We start from the raw sequence: 20,814 nt of genomic DNA, 5'->3' as shown, positions 1-20,814 counted from the left end.
AGCTCTATACCACTGGGCTTGCCGGCGACGACCGGACCTTGACCGGTGTTACGATGATCGACGATATCAAGGCAGCAATCGACCGCAGCATCGCAACATCCGGCGATCCCACCGTCGCCATCATTCCGGAGGGACCCTATGTCGTTCCCCGTTATGCCGCCTGAGCGATCACCTGTGCAGGTTTGCGTCGCGGAGCTCTTCGAAGCGCGCCGTGCTCTTGGACAGATGATTGCGCAGCGCTTTGCGGGCCGCCGCTTCGTTACCGTCACGGATGGCGGAAAAGATCGCGTGATGTTCCTTGCGCATGCGCACCGTATGCCGCTCGCGCTCGGCCGCGGTCATCTTGTCGAGGCGTGCCCACTGGCGCGGCACCATTGCATTGCCGAAGGTATCGAACAGCCGCCCATAGTAGGAGTTCTGGGTCGCGACCAGAATGGACCGGTGGAAGGCGAAATCCTCTTCCGCGCCGTAGCCACCCTCCTCAATCGCGCGATCCAGCGCGTCGAGGCGGTCTTGTATACGCTCAATGTCCTCCGGCGTGCGCCGCAACGCCGCAAGGCCGGCTGCCTCACATTCGATGCCGATGCGCAGCTCCAGGACACGCAACACCTCGTCGATGGACTCAAGATCATTCGGAATGATGGAAAAGGAGCGCGGTGTCGGATCGTTCGAGACGAAGGCACCCAAGCCTTGCCGGGTGGTGATAAGGCCTTTGGCGCGAAGCGTGGCGAGCGCCTCACGAACGATAGTCCGGCTGACCCCGGTCGCTTCCATGATCGCTTGTTCCGTGGGAAGCCGCTGGCCGGGCTTGAGGTCACCGGCCTCGATCTGGGCAATCAGATTATCGGCAAGCCCGGCCCGCAGATTAGGGGTCTGCGGGATCGTGTTGAAAACGGCGTTGTCCCTGTCCTTCATGCTGCCTCGAAGTTTATTTTCGCTGGCTGCCAGCCAACGACTGACTTTGTTGCTACCCCATAGCACGGGAAAAAGCAAAATCCCGCATGCCGGGATATCCGTAACGAACCGGGAGGAAAGAATGAAAGAGAAAATCGGGTTTATCGGTCTCGGCGCGATGGGGTCGGGCATGGCGGCCAATCTGCTCGCCAAGGGATGGCCGCTGGCCGTCGTCGCACATAAGAAGAGAGAGGCGGTCGAGCGCCTGAGGGCACTTGGCGCCACTGAAGTCACCACGCCAAAGGAACTGGCGCTCGCGTCCGACGTCATTCTGCTCTGCGTCACCGGATCAGAACAGGTCCAGCAGCTCCTCACAGGCCCGACAGGTATCCTCGCGGCGGGAAAGCCGCTTCTCCTCATCGACTGTTCGACCTCAAATCCCGCCATCACCATCAAGCTCGCAGAGGAGCTTTCCCAGACCGGAATCATGCTGGTTGACGCACCACTCGCGCGCACGCCGAAGGAGGCAGCCGAGGGCAAACTGGACGTCATGGCCGGCGGTACTCCTGAGGCAATAGCACGGGCGCGGCCTATATTGGAGGCTTTCGCGGCACGTATCGTCGAAACCGGCGCGGCTGGAACCGGGCACACGATGAAACTCCTCAACAATTTCGTCTCGATGGGGTATTCGGCAATCTATTCCGAGGCGCTGATGATTGCCGCAAAGGCGAACCTTACGCCGCAAGTCTTCGACAGCGTGCTGCGCGGCAGCCGCATGGATTGCGGCTTCTATCAGGCCTTCTTCGATTTCGTTTTGAACCGGAACGAGAACGCCCAGCGTTTCGCCATGGCAAACGCCTTGAAGGATATGTCCTACCTCGCCTCGCTTGCGCAGGCCCTTCAGGCTGCAAATCCAATCGGCGCGGCGGTGCGCAACAGCTTCGCATCGGCGGTGGCATCTGGCCGTGGCCAATCCTTCGTGCCTGCCCTTTCAGACGTGATTGCGGATTTGAACGGCGTTTCGCTGACGGGCGCGCGCGACACCGCAGGATGAGGTGGAACACAGGGCCGGAACTGCGCCATGAAGCCTGGATGGCGTGGCAGGCCACATGCTCCCGTCTCTCTTGAGTGGGTGCTTGAGCTTAAACCGGCCCAGGCCCCAATCCGTGCAGGCCACCCAGCAGCCAAACCAGCACAAGTATCGCGATGATCAGACCTAGCACTCCGCCAAGGCCTCGTCCGCCATATGAGCGATGGGCATAGTAGCCACCGCCACCGCCAAACAAAATGACCAGGACTACAATCAAGAGTATCAAACCCATGCGCTTGCTCCTTCGTTAGAAAGCTAGGGTTGAAACGTCAGAAGCCTTCAAAAGTTCCTATCCCAGACTTCTTGGGCGGGCTTCATATCGCCTGTGTGAGACGGAACTTACCGGTCATCGGCGATCCGCGGCCGGAGAATGTCAGAGACCACAGATTTTATTGCCTGTTTAGTGCGATCGCTGGGTTGAAACGAATGGCTAGGGTAGCGACCCGCCATCGCACACACCAAGAAGCGATGCCCCAGTCCGTCGCTTCCGTTCCCAACCGTAGCAGCGGGTTTTGTTGGCGACTGTCTAGCTGCCGCGAAAGCCGTGTCAGTTGCTTGTGAGCTGTGCACTGGGTCTGCACGTCTGCAAGTTCGACAGTGACTGCGTAGCCGGCTGAGGCGCGTTTCGCATACTGGAGGCCTGGCATATGCTGAAGAGAGGAGGCGCACGATAGCGCCTCCTGCGAAACATTCAGGTCGCGTCTACCGTCAACTGCGTCTGCTCACCAAGGCCTTCGATGCCAAGCCTGATGGTCTGGCCTGCTTTCAGGAAAACAGGAGGCTTCATGCCGAGACCCACACCCGGCGGTGTGCCGGTGGAAATGATGTCGCCGGGCTGCAGGCTCATGAACTGCGATATATAGTGGACAAGGAAGGCGACACCGAAGATCATCGTCTTCGTAGAACCGTTCTGGCGCATTGTGCCATCGACCGACAGCCACATCTTCAGGTTCTGGGGGTCGGCGATCTCGTCGCGCGTCACCACCCACGGACCGATCGGGCCGAAGCTGTCGGCTGACTTGCCTTTAGTCCATTGGCCGCCGCGTTCAGCTTGGAATTCACGCTCGGAGACATCGTTGATCAGGCAATAGCCGGCAACATGTTTCATCGCGTCGGCTTCGGAGACGTAACGGGCCTCGTCCCCGATGACGACGCCGAGCTCGACTTCCCAGTCGGTTTTCCTCGATTTGCGCGGGATGATGACATTATCGTTCGGGCCGGTGATGGCGCTGGTCGCCTTCATGAAGAGAATCGGCTCTTCGGGAATTGCGGCACCTGTCTCGGCAGCATGGTCGGCATAGTTCAGGCCAACGCAGATGAACTTGCCGCTGCCCGCGACACATGGCCCCAAGCGGCCCGGCTCGGCAACCAGCGGCAGGCTCTCGACATCAATCGCTGCGATCTTTGCAAGTCCGGCGGCGGTGAGGCTTTTCCCCGCCACATCGTCGATCTCGCTGCTCAGATCTCTGATTTTGCCATTCCTGTCGAGAATGCCGGGCTTTTCGGAGCCGCGCTGACCGTATCTCAGAAGCTTCATATCAATTGTCCGTTGTCTTTGCGTTTGTCTTCAGGCGTTCGCCCAACCGCCATCGATGACGATCGCGTTGCCGGTCATGAAAGCAGATTCATTGCTCGCGAGGTAAACGACGAGTTCGGCGACTTCCTCCGCCGTTCCAAGCCGCCCCATTGGCTGGCGGGCGATGAAGCTCGCACGGGCTTGGTCGTAATCGCCGAGCGCGCGCATCCGGTCCTGCAGCGAGGGGCTCTCAACCGTTCCGGGGCAGATCGCGTTGGCGCGGATACCCTGGCCGACATAGTCCAGCGCGACCGATTTTGTAAGGCCGATAACGGCGGCCTTCGTCGTGCCGTAGATGAAGCGGTTCGGCGCGGCGATGACGGTGGAAGCAACAGACGCCATGTTGACGATCGACCCGCCGCCGCGGGCGACCATGCCCGGTAGGAAGGCGCGGATCATCCGGTACATGGCGCGAAGGTTCAGATTGACGGAAAAGTCGAAGGCATCCTCGTCGCAGTCGAGGATCGAGCCGTGATGAACGAAACCGGCGCAGTTGAAGAGGATGTCGGGCGCCTCGATGTCCTCCGCGAAGGCACGAATTTCGGCCGGGTTCAGCACATCCAGCTTGCGCGCCGTGACACCGGCGTGATCGCGCAGCGTATCCAGCTTACCGGCGTCGATATCGGTCGCGCAGACGCGCGCGCCTTCGCGCAGGAAGGCGAGCACCGTGGCGCGTCCCATCCCCTGCCCGGCCGCCGTTACGACAGCCGTCTTTCCCTCAAGCCTTCCAGTCATGTCAAAACCTCAAAAGATTATTCGGATTGCTCTGCGCCAAGACCCACACGGCTTGCGGCGCCATGGAGATGATCACGCATGGCCTCCCGAGCCTCGGCACCGTCTCCAGCTTCGATGGCATCGAGAATGCGCTGATGCTCACCGAGCGTTACGACGGCGAGATCCTCCGAACGCTGTTGATTGCCGGAAGCAAGGATGCTTTCGCGCACCCTTTCGGAGACGAACATCAGAAACTGGACCATGTAGGCATTGCCGGTTGCGGCAGCGACGGTCTTGTGGAATTCGAGATCGGTCTTCAGCCACATCACGCTGCCGTATGGGGCGGCATGCATGGTCGCGAGCACGTCCTTCATGGCCAGCAGATCGTCGCGGGTCCGGCGTTTGGCTGCGAGCGCGGCTGCTTCAACTTCGAGAATGCCGCGCAATTCAAAAAGCGACTGGAAGGCATTGGCCTGCTGCAGCGCCTCGAAATCGATGGTCAGCACCGTGGCGTTGGGCTGATCCGCAACGAAGGCGCCACGCCCCTGTTGCGACCAGATACGGCCTTCGGAGCGCAGCCGGGCAATCGCCTCGCGAACGACGTTGCGGCTGACACCGAATGTCTGTGCCAGTTGCTGTTCAGTCGGCAGTTGATCGCCCGGTTTCAGCCGGCCTTGCACGATCTCCCGCGAAATCGAACTCGCGACCAATGTCGACAGATGTGGCCCCCGGTTGACCTTGTCCAGTTTCAGCGTCATTCGCTACCCTTTGCCTCGCCTTCAACGCTTGCCAATATCCGACCCTCGCTCAGTAAATGCTTCGGGTCGAATGCGTCCTTGATCCGGCGGGAGAGCTCGAGCGTCAAGGGGTCGGCCCGCTTGAGAAACGCAGCCTGTTTGACGCGTCCGATGCCGTGCTCAGCACTGATCGAGCCGCCATGCTTGTCGATCACGTCGAAGATCACCTCTTCCGTCGCATGGAAAAGCTCATCGAACCGGTTGGCCGGCATGTCCACCGGAGGAACGATGTTCAGGTGAATGTTGCCGTCGCCGACATGGCCGTAGGTCACGGCAATCGCATCGGGGTGCATCTTGGCGAGAGCATCAAGGGCGTCGGAAACGAAGGCCGCCAGGCTGGATATGGAAACCGAGACATCTGTCCTAAGATAACGCCCGCCCCGGCCTTGCGCCTCGACCATCATCTCCCGCAACAGCCAGAGCCGGTCGGCCTGTGCCTTGCTGCCGGCAATGACGCCATCAAGAACAAGATCCGATGCGTCGGCGAGAAAGCCTTCGAGCAGCGCCCGCAGATCGACCCGGCCGGCTGCCGAGGCTTCGATGAGAACATAAACGGGATAGGGACTGCCCAGCGGATCGTGTAGATCCTTTCTGGCATTGATGGCGATCTCGATGCCGCCGCGCAGGATGAGCTCGAAGGCGGTCAGCAGATCGCTGCACTGGCGCCGCGCCCGAGCATAAAGCTGCATGGCGGCCTCGACGGATTGAAGACCAACCAGCGCCGTCTCTACCTGCTCGGGCTTCGGAAAGATCTTGAGCGCCACGGCGGTGACGATGCCGAGGGTGCCTTCGCTGCCGATAAAAAGCTGTTTCAGGTCATAGCCGCGATTATCTTTCCTCAGCGTGCGCAAGCCATTCCAGATACGGCCGTCTGCAAGCACGACCTCCAGACCAAGCACGAGCTCGCGCGTCATGCCGTATCGCAAGACGTTGAAGCCGCCGGCGTTGGTCGCGACGTTTCCGCCGATGCGGCAGGTGCCCTGTGCGCCGAAGGTGATCGGCAAGATGCAGTCAGCCGCTTCGGCATGGCGCTTGGCATCTTCCAGAATACAGCCCGCTTCCACGACCATTGCGAAATCGATGGGGTTGACCGAGCGCACCTTGTTCATCCGCTCCAAGGAAACGACGACCTCACCGCCCGGATAGGTCGGCACAGCCGCCCCGACGAGCCCCGTCAGTCCGCCCTGCGGCACCACATGAATCTGCTGGTCATGACAGCATTTCATCAAGCGGCTCAACTCCTCCGTCGATCGCGGCCGCGCCACCGCAAGTGGACGCCCGTAATGATCGCCGGACCAGTCGCGACTATAGCGGTCCATGGCTTCGTCGTCCGTCAGGAACATGTCCGCCGGCATTGCGGCGGAAAGGGCTGCAAGCGCTCTTTCCTGAAGGGGCGGGACGGCATTCATGCGGTTGCTCCGATCAAACGGGAAAATACTGGACAATTGGGTTACTTACATGGTTATCATACAACACTGGTTTCGAACATCAAGTGCAGGGACCTTTTCCGCTGCCTCTCTTTCGCTAAAAACCAGTTTGAAAACGATAACTTGCAGGAGGATCCACACTATGACCGCGGCGTCCGGCCAATTTCGAATGATGCACACGATGATCCGTGTTCTCGACCTCGACAGATCGATCAAATTCTACACCGAGCTGCTCGGCATGAAGCTCTTGCGCAGGGATGATTATCCAGGCGGCAAGTTCACCAATGCCTTCGTCGGCTATGGCCCGGAAGAGACCGACACGGTCGTCGAGCTGACCTACAATTGGGGCCGTGAGGAAGCTTACGACCTGGGCTCCGGCTTCGGCCATCTGGCGCTTGGCGTGAACGATATCTATGCCGTTTGTGCCGCACTCGAAAAGCAGGGAGCCAAGATCCCGCGTCCGCCGGGTCCAATGATGCATGGCACGACGCATATTGCCTTTATCGAAGACCCGGATGGATACAAGATCGAGCTGATCGGTCTCGACACGATGTAACGATCGCTTCGCCCTTCGAAGGCCGCGCCGGTTGGCGCGGCCTTTTTCATTTTCGGGTGCCTGCCTACACCACCCGGTCATTTGATGATCGCAATCTTGCTGCGGTCGATGGTGATGGCGACGGCGAGAATGAGAACCGCCCCGAACACGACATTTTCCGCGAAAATATTGATCCCGACGAATGTCATGCCTATGCGAACGATCGAGATGATCAGCGCGCCGACAGCCGTTCGCGCCACGCCGCCAAGGCCACCAGTGATCGCCGTGCCGCCAACGATAACCGCCGCGATGGCTGGCAGCAGCAACTGATTGGCGAGATTGGGAGAGCCGCTCGAAAGACGTGCTGCAAGTATTGTCCCCGCGATCGCCGCAAGCATTCCAGAGATCGCAAAGGCTAGGATCTTTGTCCGTTCGACGTTGATGCCGGCAGCAATTGCCGCAGGTTCGCCGGCGCCGACAGCCAAACTGTGACGGCCAAAACGTGTATATCGGAGGCCGACAAATGCCAGGATGCCAATGGCAACGGCAATCCAGATTACCGTCGGCAGTCCGGCAAACGTTCCATTGATCCACGCCGTATTTTCGCGGCCGCCTTCCTCAATGGTAATGGCCCGACCGGCGGCTGCCCAAAGCGCGATGCCGGCCACGACACCGCCGGTCGCGAGCGTCGCCACGAACGACGGCACTTTCAGACGCACATGGACGTAGCCGCTCAAGATGCCGAAGGCGAGACCGGAAAGAATGGCAACCGGAAAGGCCAGCATACCGATCTGCGGCAGCAGTTGAGCGAGAATGACGCTTGCAAGCGAAGCAACCGATTGGATCGAGAGATCGATGCCGCCGATAAGAATGACAAAGGTGACGCCCGCAGCAAGAATGAAAAGCACGGCCGTATTGGACAGGAGCAGAATGAGCGTGTCACTGGTCAGGAAGCCGGGTGCAGCGACTTCGATGATCAAGACCAGAACCACCAGCAACGCGGGCGATATTGCGCCCTGCACCCAGCCCGCAGCAAGCAGAGATTTAATGTCGTTGAAGCGTTCCATGACGGTCTCCTCAAACCATTGCCCGGACCAGATCGACCTGGTCCGGCTTGCTGCCTGGAGCCGCATCGAAATGTGCGGTCACGGCGCCGTCGCGCATCACCAGGACGCGATGCGAAAGGCCGATGGTCTCCTCGAGCGTGTCGGAAATCAGCAGGATTGCGACGCCTTGTGACGACAATTCGCGCACCAGTTCGTAGACCTCTTCCTTCGCGCCGACATCGAGCCCTCGCGTCGGGTGATCAAGGATCAAGATGCGCGACCCTGCCGTCATCCATCGCGCCAGCACCACTTTCTGCTGGTTACCGCCGGAGAGTTTTCGACAGGCGATATCCGGACCCGGTGCCTTGATGCGCAGGCGACGGATCCAATCGCTTGCGAGCTTGCGCTCGCGGCCGTAATCGATCGCGCCGTTGCGCATGACGGAAGACAAGTCCGCAAGCGTGATGTTCTCGGCAATGGAGAGAAACATCACCAGGCCCTCGACGCGTCTTTCGCGCGGAATGTAGCCGATGCTCTTGCGCACCGCCTGCTGCGGCCTGCGAAAATGTACCGCTTCGCCATTGATCTTCAACGTTCCGCCCGTATGCGTAAGAAAGCCGCCGATTGCCCGGGTCACCTCTTCGCGGCCCGATCCGACGACTCCTGCTATGCCTACGATCTCGCCGGCGCGAATTTGCAGATCGACATCATGAAATGCACCGTTTATGCACAGCCGACTGGCATCAACAACGATCTCGCTTCGCGGCGGAAGCTGCTTGTTCTCCTTATAGTAACTGGCCTGCAAGCCGCGTCCGACCATGATCTCGTGCAGTTCCGGTCCGGTGATATCTGACGCCCTGTGCTCGGCCACGACCTGCCCGTCCTTCATCGTATAGACGCGGTCGGAGATGCGCAGCACTTCGTCCAATCGATGCGAGACGAAGACGAAGCTCGCCCGGGATTTCAGCGACCGCACACGCTTGAAAAGCACGTCGATATCGCTGCCACTCAGTACCGAGGTCGGCTCGTCGAGCAGAATGACGAGCGGCCGCGACACCGTTTCCTCGAGCGTCAGCGCCTTTGCCAATTCCACCATTTGGCGAGCCGCGAACGTCAGCTCCGAGGTGCGCGCGGTGACATCGATGTCGACGCCGATCTTTGCGAGCTGGCGCTTCGCTGCCGCGCGCATGCGCGTCCAGTTCATGACGCCGAAGCGGACGAACTGGTCTTCCTGACCCAGATAGATGTTTTCGGCCACGGAGAGGTTCAGCAGCAGCGACTGTTCCTGAAAGACCATGCCGATGCCGTGCGCCGCGCCATCGCGCGCATTGCGCAATTTGAGCGGCTGGCCGTCGAGCATGAGCGTTCCGCCGTCCGGCTGATGCGTTCCGGCAAGAATGCGCATCAATGTCGACTTGCCGGCGCCGTTCTCGCCGATCAGTCCGACGACCTCGTTTGGCCTGATGTCGAGCGAGACGTTCTTCAATGCGTGAACGCCGGCAAATGACTTACTGATTTCGTTGGCTGTTAACATGGCGGTCACTTCACGATCTTGAGACGCAGACGGTCGAGCGAAAGGGCGACTGCGGCAATGATCATCAGTCCCTGCACGGTCTGCTGAACATAGGGAGAGATGCCCAGCAGGATCATGCCGTTGCTGAGAACGGTGACGATCAGCACACCGATGAGCGTATTGACGACACCGCCCTCGCCACCGGTGAGGGCAGTCCCGCCGACAACGACGGCGGTGACGGCGGCAAAAAGCCGGCCGTCGGCAATGACCGCATCCGACCGTCCGAGCTGGGCCGCGGCAAGCACGCCTGCAATGCCGAAGAAGAAACCGGCGAGACTGAAGGCCATGATGCGCACCCGGCGCAAATTGATGCCCGAGAGCTCTGCCACGTCCTCACCGCCACCAATCGCCATGATGTGGCGGCCGAGACGCGTATAATATTGAACCCCGCAGGCAAGCAGGAAGGCCACCAAGGCCACCCAAACGGCGACCGGCAGACCAAGGACGCGCATGAGCGCGAGATCGCGGATGGACGGGTCCATCAGGCGTACGGCCGAACCTCCGAGCATATAGACCGAAATACCGAGCCCGATGAACCAGACACCGAGCGTCGCCATGAAGGATGGAATTCTGAGGAAAGTCTGGATGACGCCGGTCACGAAACCCATTGCCGTGCTGGCTGCAATCGCCGCAATGACGGCGAGCCAACCAAAAGAATTGGCATTCGCGTCATTGGTCGCCAGGAGTACCGTCACCATGGCAGCGACCGAAAGCGAACCTTCCACCGAGAGATCGATACTCCCGAGCAGAATGATGAAGGTCAGGCCCATTGCCAGCGTCAGTGGCACCGCAGCGGAGTTTGCGACGCGGACGAGATTGCGCAGCTCGATAAAATTCGGATTGGCGATCGTGATCAGGACGCAGAGCGCGATCAAAACGAGAAGTGGCGCATAGGCGCGCAGTTGCTTGAGATTTGGCCTGCCGAAGAGGCGGCCTCCAACGGTCGGCATGGCACCTGCCTGTTTGCTTTTCGTTATACTCTTGATGTTTTGGGCATTGATGGTCAACAGACGGCACCTCGCTACGTCATCCGAGGGGCTGGCGAGCGTCGTAACACGCCCGCCAGCAGGAGACAGCCGGGCGGGGGGCCACGGACTGCCGGGAGAAATGATACCGTTTTAAGCGCGAATAGGACCCGTGACGCGGCCCCAGAGGTCGCTCCAGTCGAGCTGCGGATGAGAGTCGATATTGGTCTTGTAGTAGTCCTCGACATTGTCCTTGGCGATCAGCACCGCCTTGCCGTAGAACTCGCGATGCTCGGGCGGCTCCTTGGCCGGATCGAACTTCTTCTGCAAGGCCGCAAGACCGATCGCGAGCCCCATGCCGCCCTGCCAGAACGGATCGGAAGTAACGGTGCAGGCGAATTCACCCTTGCGGACGGCATCCACCGCAGCCTTGATGCCGTCGACGCCGACGACTGGGACCTGACCAGCAAGGCTCTCCGCACGCAAGGCCTCGAGAGCGCCGGTCCCCATGTCGTCGTTGGCGGCCCAGATGCCTTTTACGTCGTCGCCGAAGCGCGTCAAAAGGTTGCTTGTCAGGTCGTAGGCTTCAGACGATTTCCAGTTCGCAACCTGGAAGTCCAGGAGCTTGATATCGGGATTGGCGGCCAGTGCCTGTTCCAGCCCCTTCTTGCGCTCGATCGCCGCCGTATTTGAAATTTGTCCGCCGAGTGCGATGATGCCGCCCTTGCCGCCCATCGTCTTGAAGAGAATTTCGGCGATCTGCTTGCCGCTGGAAACGCCGTCAAATTCGATATGCGATACGTAGTAGGGATTGAAGTCCTTGGGATGAAGATCGTCCGGCTTGTTCCATTGAGTGACGACATAAGCGCCTGCTTTGGCGCAGGCCTCTACGATCGGACGCGCGTCCGGCGTGTCGTTCGGATCGGAGTTCAGCACCATGTTGCCGCCGGTTTTGGCGAGCATGGCTTTGATATCGGCGATGCCCTTTTCGCTGTTGCCTTCCGAAACCAGCGTCACATGATCGAGTCCGATCGACTGCGCAAAGGCCTCCGCACCGGTCTTCCAAACGGCGTGATAAGGATTGGACAGGGACCGGATGGATGTGACGAGTGTCGGCTTGTCGGCTGCAAGGAGCTGCTTGGGTAGTGCGGCCACTGTGGCGCCTGTGGCTACCGTGGCGAGAAACGACCGCCGGTTCATGATGGCGAAACGCGAATTTGTCCTGTCAGTCATTCGAAAACCTCCCGTTGAATGACGAAGATTGAGATGCCGTCCTTCTCCCGCGGCATCCAAATCAGAAGCGGTTCGTCATAGCATTTGTACGACAACCCTTCAAGACGGCAACCGTACCCCTTCTCTTGACGAGGAGCAAGAGTCTTGAGATTGTGATGGCGATTTGACGTCGGGACAATGAGGAAATCCGACGTTTGCATAAATCTGTCGGAGGAGAGAATGCCCGATTACATCATCGTCGGGGGCGGCTCGGCGGGATGCGTCCTTGCCGCGCGCCTGAGCGAGGATCCGGATATTTCCGTTACTTTGCTGGAGGCTGGTCCACGGGATAGCAACATGTATATCCACCTCCCGGTGGGTTTCTTCAAAATGACCACAGGTCCGCTGATCTGGGGTTATGAAACAGAGGCCGGACGCGAGATAGCGGGCCGGACAATGGTTTATCCCCAGGCTCGCGTGCTCGGCGGCGGCAGCTCGATCAACGCCCAGGTTTTCACCCGCGGATGCCCGCAGGATTATGATGGGTGGCGCGATTTCGAAGGCTGCCATGGCTGGGGCTATGAGGATGTGCGGCCCTACTTCCGGAAATCGGAAGGCAACGACACGTTTGGTGGCTCGCATCACGGAACGGACGGCCCCTTGGGCGTCAGTTCGCAGACGCCTCACCCGCTCACACGCGTCTTCGTACGTGCGGCGCAGGAGGCAGGCCTTCCCTTCAATCCGGATTTCAATGCCGGCTCCCAGGCAGGTGCCGGCTTCTATCAGACAACAACGCGTAACGGCCGGCGAAGCAGCACGGCCGTTGGCTATTTGAAGCCCGCCGCCATACGGAAAAATCTTACCGTGCGCACCGATACGGCCGTCAATCGCATCGTTATCGAGAATGGATGCGCAGTCGGGATTGAGATTGTCGAGAATGGGCGCTCGGTTCTCCTTAGAGCGGAGCGAGAGGTAATCCTGACCGCTGGCGCTATCGGTTCGCCGAAGATGCTGATGCTGTCCGGCCTCGGACCCGCCGATGAGCTGCGAGCTCTCGATATCGACGTCATTCGCGACCTGCCGCAAGTCGGGAAGAACCTGCAGGACCACATGGATGTCGACGTGCTTGCCGAACTCAGCGGCTCCCATGGCATCGACCGCTACAAGAAGCGTCACTGGCAGATTGCTGCGGGCGTCGAGTATGCCCTATTTGGCAAGGGGCCGATCGCGTCAAATATCGTCGAAGCCGGTGGCTTCTGGTGGGGCGACCGCGGCGAGAAGACGCCGGATATCCAATTCCATTTCCTCCCCGGTGCAGGTGTCGAAGAAGGCATTGGCACCGTCCCTGGCGGCAATGGCTGCACGCTGAATTCCTACCATGTGCGTCCGCGATCGCGCGGGCAGGTCACCCTTCGCTCCAAGGACCCAAGCGTAGCCCCGGCAATCGATCCCAACGCCTTTGCCGAGCCTTATGATCTCGAGCGCGCCGTTGATGGCATCAAGATCAGCCAGGACATCCTGTCGCAGCCTGCGTTCCGGCCTTTCGTGAAACGGCTCTATCTTCCAAACGGACAGGTCAGGAGCCCGACCGAATACCGGGAGTTTGCGCGACAATATGCCCGCTCCGCCTATCACCCTGTCGGCACCTGCCGCATGGGCGGCGGCGAGTCCGTTGTTGACCCTGAACTTAGGGTGCGCGGCATCGACCGGTTGCGCGTCTGTGACAGTTCAGTGATGCCGCGTCTGATCTCCTCGAACACCAATGCTGCAACCGTAATGATTGCCGAGAAGGCCGCAGATATATTGAAAGGCGTTCATGAGGCTCGGAAGGAATCTCTCCTGAGGGAAGCGCCGCAGAGGCATTGATGCGCCAATGTCACATTGTCTGTGGCTGAGAGGTCAGGTGCCCGTGCACCTTCGTCGAAACCATCCAACGGGTCGACACGTGATCACCTCAAAACTTGTTGCCAATGTCCGGTGCTCGTGTTGCCGCCGTTGCCGGACTTGGGCTGATAAGAATTGCAGCGGGTGACTTTGTCTGGACAATTGAAGTGACCGGTATTGGTTCCGGTGCCGGTTTGGTATCGGGGTGAACGGAAGGTTGCGCTGCGACGACCCGGTTTGCGCTTGCGGGGCACATCGCCTGGTATTGCCGAAAATAGACGTCGTGGCCGCTGGCTAAATCATTACCGAGAATTTCGCTCGTTTTGAAATCCCTGATCGTTGGATGTCCACTTTCGGTACTTTGATCCGTCGTATCCAGCAGGAGAACAGAGCCGTCAGCCGCTGTGAACAAACCAGTTTTGCAGTTCGCTGTCATGATACGTTTAAGTGGAACTGCAAGTTCTTCCTTTATGCATTGAGGCGATGGGTCCTTCGCATAGCCCGTGCAGAAGTCCACTGCGTCCTGATGGGTATGGCGGATAAACAAAACGGCGCGTTCCGAGCCAATCCCCCATCGGTCGACAATTTGCACCGTCATGCCAGGGCGAGAGCCATACGGCACGAAGGCCACGCCCTGCTCCGGTTGCGGTGCGGTCGGTTCAGCTATCACCGGATTCGGGTCACGCGCCGTTGTCACAGCATTCAGTGCGCCGATTGTCTGAATTTGTATTGCTCCGATGCATTGTGGATCGGTGCCGCATTGACGCAGTCTTGCGATCAATGGCCGAGAAATCATTCGAGCTTGCTCTTTTCCAATGGCTGCAGACGCCTTGATGAATGCGGCAGCTAACTGTTCATCTCTTTGAGAGAGCAAGGCATCAGCGCAGATTGCCTTCTTGTCCGGTCTAACCGCATTCACACAGGAAAAGCTGGCAGAGAAGGAGGAAACCGCAAATATCAGGACGAAGGCAACGGTTTCGCCGGACAACCTTAAGAAACATGTCATGTGCTCAATCCTTATTCGTAAGCAGGAAAGCACGTTAAAATTGCATTAGCAAGAGTACAAAGTAGTATGTCAGTTAGTTCGTCCGGTCATCTGCCATTAATACTTGCGCTCCATTGCGCCGCTCTTCTGCTGCGCAAAATTTGACCGGTAAAAATATAAAGATCATTCGGTCAGGTGTTTTGGCTCTCGGCCCATCGCTAATGGAGCGTGACTGGAATTTGTCAGACATGCAGCGTCTCGCCCGCGACAAACTCCTTGGAGCGGCGACCTGTCCGTGGACGCAGGCTGCACGCTCCATGATCATCCTGGATCTTGGGAAATCCCAGCCTCAAAGTGCCGATTCACGCCATGAAAAATGTGGCGTCGGCTGCTATATTCAAAACTGGCATCTTCTGCTGGGAGGCAGCCATGTCCGGGAGAAAAGAGCAAGGCCACTCCAATACCGTCCCTGCCCGAGGGTATCGCCTTCGGGCGAAACGGGGACGGCAGTCTCGCGTCCTTCAACGAGCCAATCGCCAGGTCACCCTTATGGCGGCGGCCGTTATCATCGCGTTCTTCTTGGCTGTCGCATTGCAAGCATTGCTGACATAGCTCAGGTCGTTTACCCAACCACCAAGTTCTCCTGATCACGTCGCTTCGATGATCGTAGGGCAAAGACCGTTTGCACCGGCTGCATATATTACGGCGGGCCAGTATAGGGTGGCCTCGAATGACCCTTCCAAAACGCCTGTCTCCTCACCGTTCACCAGGCCACATTTGCAAATTGACGATGGGAAGCTTGCGGTCTATCGCAGCAATCTGTCCCGCTACCAATTGCCGGGGTCTGCAGTATGATCGACGCTGGCAAATTCATCTGCCTTCGCCCGATCCAGCTTTATGCTGGTAGTGGACTTGGACTCATCCGTTACGGAAAAGCGAAGAGGCGGCGGTCCTTTCGTTAGCTCCTGGTACATGAGCAGGGCGGCCTCTTCGGCAGTGTCAGCTTCGATTTCGTTTGTGACGATAACGTTGAACTTGCGCATCTCAGTTCCCTTGTCTGTGCTGTCCTGATCTTAGCATCACCTCGCTGGAAGATCGCGCGCCGCAGAAGCGACAGACTGGCGGCTCGACATCCAATTCCATTCCCGCCCCCATCGAAATTGCGTGTGCTACTGCAGCGTATGCTTCTGCGCCAAATCCTGAGCCAAGGCATCCATCGGTGCCAGGAGCGCGCTACCATCCAATCCGGTCGCCACAACAGAGAGACGGAACCTGCCGTCAAGATTGCGGTCGAAGATCGCCCCGATGACGATTTCCGCGTCGCCTTGCACTTCGTCGCGAATGCGGCTCGCTGCCTCGTCCACCTCGAAGAGTGTCATATCCGAACCGCCGGAGATCGAGACCAAAACACCCCTGGCACCCCTCATTGAAACGTCATTTAGCAATGGGTTCGCGATTGCCGCCTCGGCCGCTCTCATCGCCCGGTTTTCCCCAGTGGCTTCGCCCGTGCCCATCATGGCTCGGCCCATACCACGCATGACCGATTTCACGTCAGCAAAATCAAGGTTGATCAGACCTTCCTTGACGATGAGATCGGTGATGCATCCGACGCCAGAATAAAGCACACGATCAGCAGTCATGAAGGCATCCGCGAAAGTGGTCTTTGCATCGGCAATCCGAAACAAATTCTGATTGGGAATGACGATAACCGTATCGGCTGCCTGCTGCAGCGCCTCGATGCCGATATCGGCTGTCTTCATGCGGCGATTGCCCTCGAAGGAAAATGGCTTTGTGACGACGCCGACGGTTAGGATGCCAGCCGAACGGGCAGCGTGCGCGATCACGGGTGCAGCGCCCGTCCCTGTTCCGCCGCCCATTCCGGCGGTGACGAAGCACATGTGCGAACCGCTCAGATGATCCATGATCTCATCGATCGATTCCTCGGCAGCCGCGCGGCCAACTTCCGGCAGCGAACCTGCACCGAGACCTTCTGTTACATTTGCTCCGAGTTGGATGCGGCGTGATGCCTTTGAGGTCGCGAGGACCTGAGCGTCCGTATTTGCTGCGATGAAGTCCACACCCGCCAAATTTTCAGCAATCATGTTGTTGATCGCATTTCCGCCGCCACCGCCTACACCAATCACAGTAATGTGTGGCCTTAGGCCTGCGATGCCGCTCTTGGCGTCCGTCATGTTTAGCTTCCCTCATTCATCTTGGCCGACGTCTATCGCTGCGAACAGCGATTCGCGCTTCATCATACAAGCGCAACAAGGCGTTGACAGGGCAAAGGAGTTTGCGTGGACGAAAGAGTCGACCTGGTCCTGATGACAAAAATCGGTCCGATGGCGTCGTTTGGATTTGGCCCGGCTTTCCGCCGGATGCAATATAGCGCGTCTGCTGGGCGACCACAGGATAAGGCGTACTTTGGGGCGATATCGCTGACCAGTCGGTGTAATCACGACTGCCATAGGCATCAATTGAACGGCGTTGTCCTAATGCTGAAGTATTCAGCACCCAATTTTTATTCCTCTTCGCCCATGTCGCTGTCACCACCTTTGCCACCACTGGTGGTGACCGGCGATCATCCGCGTGCCACAATGCCGACCAGCCTCATTTTGGGCGTGAAACAGCGGCTGCGTTGCGTCAGAAGTGGTCATCCGGCGATGGTCTGACGACCTGGCGCTTGCTATGTTGAGGCATGATTGCTCGTGAGCCTACCCAACAAGATGCAGATTGGATTGTGAAACTCCTCGTAGAAAGATGGGGTGGCACAGCCGTCGTCGCTCATGGGGAGGTTTTTGACCTGCTGAAGCTTCCAGCACTTGTGGCTGACTCCGATCAGGGGCTGGCTACTTACCGGGTTTGGGGCGACGACGCAGAACTTATGTCGCTCGACGCAGTCTGTCCCGGCCAAGGCGTGGGAACTCTATTGGTAGAAGCTCTAGCCGATAAGTTGCGGGGCCAAGGAATTTCTTCGCTTTGGGTCATGACGACGAACGACAATCTCACTGCATTGCGGTTCTACCAACGTCGAGGCTTCGAGCTGCGGCGGCTTCGACCTGGAGCAGTGGATGAGGCAAGATTACTGAAGCCCACTATTCCCGCGATCGGTGACGATGGAATACCAATCAGGGACGAAATTGATTTGTGCCGTCGGCTGCTTTGAGCCTCTCACCAAGGCAACGCCGGAACGACTGATCTGGACCGATCGCGGAAGGTCGCCACGGTCGCATCGCGCCATAACCGGACGTGGCGAAATGTTTCCGTGGTTCCCTACCGGGGCACGGGCAAATCCCAAACTCGGTAGAGATTATTGAGTGCATCCGCTGTGTGGCATTCGATGGTTGGCAAGCCGGATTCCTGAAGAATCTTCGCATATTTGACGCCACTGTTGCGGGTCTTCACAAGAATCCAGTGAACCATCTCCCATTTTATGCTGTCTTTGGCACCTTCGAGATGTCCTGCGCGATCCGGACGGTTGACAACAGTGCGCTTGAGATAGCGCGAAAAGCGTAGCCAGTGATTTGACGTGATGAGAATAGCGCCAGTAGCACGGGTTAGACGCTGCGGCATCAGCCGTGAATAGTTGCCTTCCATAACCCATCGCTCTCCAAGAATCGCCGCATCATGGAGTTTGGCGAACTCTTCTTCCGGACGTGGCTGCCAATCCGTGTGGGGCAGATGATGAAGCTGGTCGAGATGCACAGTCGGAAAACCGAGCTTCCTGGAGAGGGCGACCGCCAACGTTGACTTGCCCGCGTTAGAAGGGCCGAGGACGACGATGCGCTCGCCAAGGGAGTGCAAAGGCAGCATAAGGACACCGGTCGGGAAATTAGGATAGCTTCCATTGGCCGGAGTCAACGGAGTTGTCAACGATCAATGGTGGGCGGCCGGTCGAAGTTCCTCGTCAGAATTGCGCTACCAGCGGACTTCCTTTGGTCAACTCATGCAATACACTGGGGGTGGCAACGCGCGAAAGAAAGCTGATGATTCGCATCGCTCACATGGATGACGCAGAGCAGGCGGTTCAGGTCATTCGCAAGTCAATCGCGGAGCTATGTGTTTCCGATCACCACAATGACGATGAGATCGTGCAGATGTGGTTGGGAAACAAAACGCCTGAACACTTTCGCTCATGGCTCGGCTTACCCAATCAACGCCTTCTGGTCGCAGAGCAAGATGGGAACATTTGCGCTGTCGGTGGTGCGGCGCGAAGCGGAGAAATCACGCTAAACTACGTTGCACCCGATGCTCGCTTCCAAGGCATAAGCAAAATGATGCTGATCGCCCTTGAACAACATCTGCGAGACGATGGCCATGAGCGGGCTATTCTCACCAGCACCGAGACAGCACATCGCTTCTATCGGTCAGTCGGTTATGTCGATGCGGGAAGGCCTGTCCCGTGGGGCAAATTGCCGGGCTATCCCATGGTCAAGATTTTGGTGGGAGCTAACTTTTGAGCTTATCGTGTCAGTCCACGATGATTGGGCCGACAGCCGCCGTTAGCCGACATTTCCCTCGCGCCATATCCGGACCTCTGTTCTGCTGCTACGAACTCTCCTCTCGACCACAGCAGACTCAAAGCTGCGCACGGCGACAGCGCCGAGTGATGCCATTGCCGTCACTTTCTTGACAAGCCCGCAACCGGCGCATCGATCAAACGAAACAATTCCGCCTGCGGCGCACCCTCCGGCCAACTGGGGTATCGCTCATCAATTGTCAGCCACGGTTGTTTTCGTTTTGTCCAGATGTGGGCAACAACGGTGAGCTGATGACTATCATCAAATGTTCCGGCTCTGATGGCAACAAGGCCCGGCCGTGAGGTATTGGTGTTATAGAGCCGCGTAAAGCATGCCGGACAAGCGAACTGGTTGGATATTCTGTTGCCGTCAGAACTCGGTAAATCGAACTGTCCAACTTTTCCAATACATTCGAAACGCTCTCGCGCCACAATCGCCTGCTGGCTGAACGCGCTGCCGCTCCAGGTTTGACAATCCAAGCAGTGACACGCGTAGGTCCGAGGAATCCGCTCGCCCTCAATGCGCCACCGAACGGAACCGCAACGGCACCCTCCTTCCATCTTAGCCACGCCGCACTCCCATAATATTGTGATCCCTGCAACCGGCTCGTGGCTGTATCAAGAAAGGTCGCATCACTCAACGCGGCACGGCGATAGATGATAGTAGGACCAGCTCAATAACGGCCTGGCACACTGACATGTGAGGTCCGCTTCGGCTCGCAGTCGTGAGCTGGTGTCTCACGCCACTTCCGGACCCTTGCCCACAATGCCGCCAAGTCACGTCTGGACCCTCAGCAAACCCCTTAAGTATGAAAAGGAAGCAGTTTGGCCTGCAACCAAAGAAACAGCGGAAGTCCGCTCCAACGGCTCATATGGTCCCGTCCTTCCCTCAAGTCCGCAGCCGGTTCGCGCAGCGACGTGATTGCAAAGCCTGCCGATTCCAAAGCGCTCATATAAGCTTCAAGCGGCTGCGCCCAGCCGGCGAAATGCATTGTCAGGCCCCTGCTCTCGACCTTTGTCTCGAAACGGCGTCGCTCAAAGTACCTCGCATGAGTGTCTGAGGGTGCGTTGGGCCCGGTTTCAGCGAGAAGCTCTAAATCCGCCAGCGGGTGAACGATCGAAATGAAGAGCGTCCCATCTCTGCGCAACACGCGCTTGATTTCCCTGAGCGCCTCCGGAACATCAACAACATCCATCAGCACGTTGTAGGCCATGACCAAATCGAAACTCTCGTTCTCGAATGGCAGCTCGCGGGCTGGCGCGATGGCGTAGTCATGAGCGGATTGGGCTTGCTCTGCTGCCCTTACAAGCTCAGCGACGGGATCGACTGCGGTCACCGTGTAACCACACGCCTTCAACAGGCGAGAGACTCGTCCCTCCCCGCATCCGACATCAAGCGCTCGACCTGTCGCCGTGCCGAGGTAGTCGGCTAATGCGTCCCGATAAGCCCAAAAGGCATCGTGGTTTGGCGCACGCGCCCAAGCTATCCATTGCGCCGCCGCTCCCGCCCAATGTTCGCTATCACTCGCTACATCTTTCAAAGGAACCTCCACCACAAGAGCCACCTTACATTTATCAGCTCCGCGTCATCTTATCC

At 58.5% G+C, this 20,814-nt stretch carries 22 protein-coding genes; 6 read left to right on the top strand and 16 right to left on the bottom strand.

Annotation, left to right across the window (positions count from 1 at the left end; genetic code table 11):
- Positions 1–168 precede the first annotated feature (168 nt).
- Positions 169–915: a FadR/GntR family transcriptional regulator gene (locus FHT86_RS16420; RefSeq protein WP_133707843.1), complete on the bottom strand. Its 747-nt coding sequence runs from the start codon at positions 913–915 to the stop codon at positions 169–171.
- Positions 916–1,036: 121 nt separating this feature from the next.
- Between FHT86_RS16420 and FHT86_RS16415 the strand changes: the two genes are divergently transcribed.
- Positions 1,037–1,948 (top strand): NAD(P)-dependent oxidoreductase, encoded by a 912-nt coding sequence (locus tag FHT86_RS16415; RefSeq protein WP_133707842.1) that lies wholly within the window; start codon positions 1,037–1,039, stop codon positions 1,946–1,948.
- A gap of 88 nt (positions 1,949–2,036) precedes the next feature.
- Here FHT86_RS16415 and FHT86_RS16410 read toward each other — a convergent pair whose 3' ends face one another.
- The 5 genes from FHT86_RS16410 to FHT86_RS16390 form a co-directional block, all read right to left on the bottom strand.
- Positions 2,037–2,216, bottom strand: a complete 180-nt coding sequence (locus tag FHT86_RS16410) for a DUF3309 domain-containing protein (RefSeq protein ID WP_133707841.1) — start codon at positions 2,214–2,216, stop codon at positions 2,037–2,039.
- Between the two features lie 459 nt (positions 2,217–2,675).
- Complete coding sequence (locus FHT86_RS16405) at positions 2,676–3,521, bottom strand: fumarylacetoacetate hydrolase family protein (RefSeq protein ID WP_133707840.1); 846 nt, start codon at positions 3,519–3,521, stop codon at positions 2,676–2,678.
- A 30-nt stretch (positions 3,522–3,551) separates the two neighbouring features.
- Positions 3,552–4,295: an SDR family oxidoreductase gene (locus FHT86_RS16400; RefSeq protein ID WP_133707839.1), complete on the bottom strand. Its 744-nt coding sequence runs from the start codon at positions 4,293–4,295 to the stop codon at positions 3,552–3,554.
- Positions 4,296–4,312: 17 nt separating this feature from the next.
- Complete coding sequence (locus FHT86_RS16395; protein ID WP_133707838.1) at positions 4,313–5,032, bottom strand: FadR/GntR family transcriptional regulator; 720 nt, start codon at positions 5,030–5,032, stop codon at positions 4,313–4,315.
- Positions 5,029–6,480 carry an FAD-binding oxidoreductase gene (locus FHT86_RS16390; RefSeq protein WP_133707837.1) on the bottom strand — a complete coding sequence of 484 codons (1,452 nt, stop codon included), beginning with the start codon at positions 6,478–6,480 and terminating at the stop codon, positions 5,029–5,031. The genes FHT86_RS16395 and FHT86_RS16390 overlap by 4 nt, the downstream gene beginning before the upstream one ends.
- A gap of 160 nt (positions 6,481–6,640) precedes the next feature.
- Between FHT86_RS16390 and gloA the strand changes: the two genes are divergently transcribed.
- Positions 6,641–7,054, top strand: a complete 414-nt coding sequence (gloA, locus tag FHT86_RS16385) for a lactoylglutathione lyase (RefSeq protein WP_133707836.1) — start codon at positions 6,641–6,643, stop codon at positions 7,052–7,054.
- A gap of 77 nt (positions 7,055–7,131) precedes the next feature.
- On the opposite strand, the gene FHT86_RS16380 is transcribed toward gloA, so the two are convergent.
- The 4 genes from FHT86_RS16380 to FHT86_RS16365 form a co-directional block, all read right to left on the bottom strand.
- Positions 7,132–8,100 (bottom strand): ABC transporter permease, encoded by a 969-nt coding sequence (locus FHT86_RS16380; RefSeq protein WP_133707835.1) that lies wholly within the window; start codon positions 8,098–8,100, stop codon positions 7,132–7,134.
- 10 nt (positions 8,101–8,110) lie between these two features.
- Positions 8,111–9,613, bottom strand: a complete 1,503-nt coding sequence (locus tag FHT86_RS16375) for a sugar ABC transporter ATP-binding protein (protein WP_133707834.1) — start codon at positions 9,611–9,613, stop codon at positions 8,111–8,113.
- 5 nt (positions 9,614–9,618) lie between these two features.
- Entirely contained in the window at positions 9,619–10,602 is a 984-nt protein-coding gene (locus FHT86_RS16370; protein WP_133707833.1) for an ABC transporter permease, read from the bottom strand.
- A 168-nt stretch (positions 10,603–10,770) separates the two neighbouring features.
- A complete protein-coding gene (locus FHT86_RS16365; RefSeq protein ID WP_133707832.1) occupies positions 10,771–11,850 on the bottom strand; it encodes a sugar ABC transporter substrate-binding protein in 1,080 nt (359 codons plus the stop codon).
- Positions 11,851–12,069: 219 nt separating this feature from the next.
- Here FHT86_RS16365 and FHT86_RS16360 point away from each other — a divergent pair, with 219 nt between their 5' ends.
- On the top strand, positions 12,070–13,695 hold the full coding sequence (locus tag FHT86_RS16360) for a GMC family oxidoreductase (protein ID WP_133707831.1): 1,626 nt from the start codon (positions 12,070–12,072) through the stop codon (positions 13,693–13,695).
- 88 nt (positions 13,696–13,783) lie between these two features.
- On the opposite strand, the gene FHT86_RS16355 is transcribed toward FHT86_RS16360, so the two are convergent.
- From FHT86_RS16355 to ftsZ, 3 genes are all read right to left on the bottom strand, one after another.
- Positions 13,784–14,719, bottom strand: coding sequence for a hypothetical protein (locus FHT86_RS16355; protein ID WP_133707830.1), 936 nt, complete (start codon positions 14,717–14,719; stop codon positions 13,784–13,786).
- Positions 14,720–15,525: 806 nt separating this feature from the next.
- The gene (locus FHT86_RS16350) at positions 15,526–15,741 is read right to left on the bottom strand and encodes a hypothetical protein (protein WP_133707829.1); all 216 of its coding nucleotides are present in this window, start codon (positions 15,739–15,741) and stop codon (positions 15,526–15,528) included.
- 126 nt (positions 15,742–15,867) lie between these two features.
- Complete coding sequence (ftsZ, locus tag FHT86_RS16345) at positions 15,868–16,890, bottom strand: cell division protein FtsZ (protein WP_133707828.1); 1,023 nt, start codon at positions 16,888–16,890, stop codon at positions 15,868–15,870.
- A gap of 105 nt (positions 16,891–16,995) precedes the next feature.
- Here ftsZ and FHT86_RS16340 point away from each other — a divergent pair, with 105 nt between their 5' ends.
- Positions 16,996–17,370: a hypothetical protein gene (locus tag FHT86_RS16340; RefSeq protein WP_133707827.1), complete on the top strand. Its 375-nt coding sequence runs from the start codon at positions 16,996–16,998 to the stop codon at positions 17,368–17,370.
- Between the two features lie 26 nt (positions 17,371–17,396).
- Positions 17,397–17,864 (top strand): GNAT family N-acetyltransferase, encoded by a 468-nt coding sequence (locus FHT86_RS38910; protein WP_133707826.1) that lies wholly within the window; start codon positions 17,397–17,399, stop codon positions 17,862–17,864.
- Between the two features lie 107 nt (positions 17,865–17,971).
- Here FHT86_RS38910 and FHT86_RS16330 read toward each other — a convergent pair whose 3' ends face one another.
- Entirely contained in the window at positions 17,972–18,511 is a 540-nt protein-coding gene (locus FHT86_RS16330) for an AAA family ATPase (RefSeq protein ID WP_133707825.1), read from the bottom strand.
- Positions 18,512–18,564: 53 nt separating this feature from the next.
- Between FHT86_RS16330 and FHT86_RS16325 the strand changes: the two genes are divergently transcribed.
- Complete coding sequence (locus tag FHT86_RS16325; RefSeq protein ID WP_246779532.1) at positions 18,565–19,158, top strand: GNAT family N-acetyltransferase; 594 nt, start codon at positions 18,565–18,567, stop codon at positions 19,156–19,158.
- 161 nt (positions 19,159–19,319) lie between these two features.
- Here the strand turns inward: FHT86_RS16325 and FHT86_RS16320 are convergent, their stop codons facing one another.
- Together FHT86_RS16320 and FHT86_RS16315 are read right to left on the bottom strand one after the other, a co-directional pair.
- The gene (locus FHT86_RS16320; protein ID WP_133707901.1) at positions 19,320–19,778 is read right to left on the bottom strand and encodes a GFA family protein; all 459 of its coding nucleotides are present in this window, start codon (positions 19,776–19,778) and stop codon (positions 19,320–19,322) included.
- A gap of 242 nt (positions 19,779–20,020) precedes the next feature.
- A complete protein-coding gene (locus FHT86_RS16315) occupies positions 20,021–20,758 on the bottom strand; it encodes a class I SAM-dependent methyltransferase (RefSeq protein ID WP_133707824.1) in 738 nt (245 codons plus the stop codon).
- Between the last annotated feature and the right edge of the window lie 56 nt (positions 20,759–20,814).

The sequence above is a fragment of the Rhizobium sp. BK313 genome (genome assembly GCF_014193655.1).
Taxonomy (GTDB): domain Bacteria; phylum Pseudomonadota; class Alphaproteobacteria; order Rhizobiales; family Rhizobiaceae; genus Rhizobium.
The sequence above is the reverse complement of the archived record's forward strand: the minus strand, read 5'-3'. Positions and strand labels throughout refer to the sequence as shown.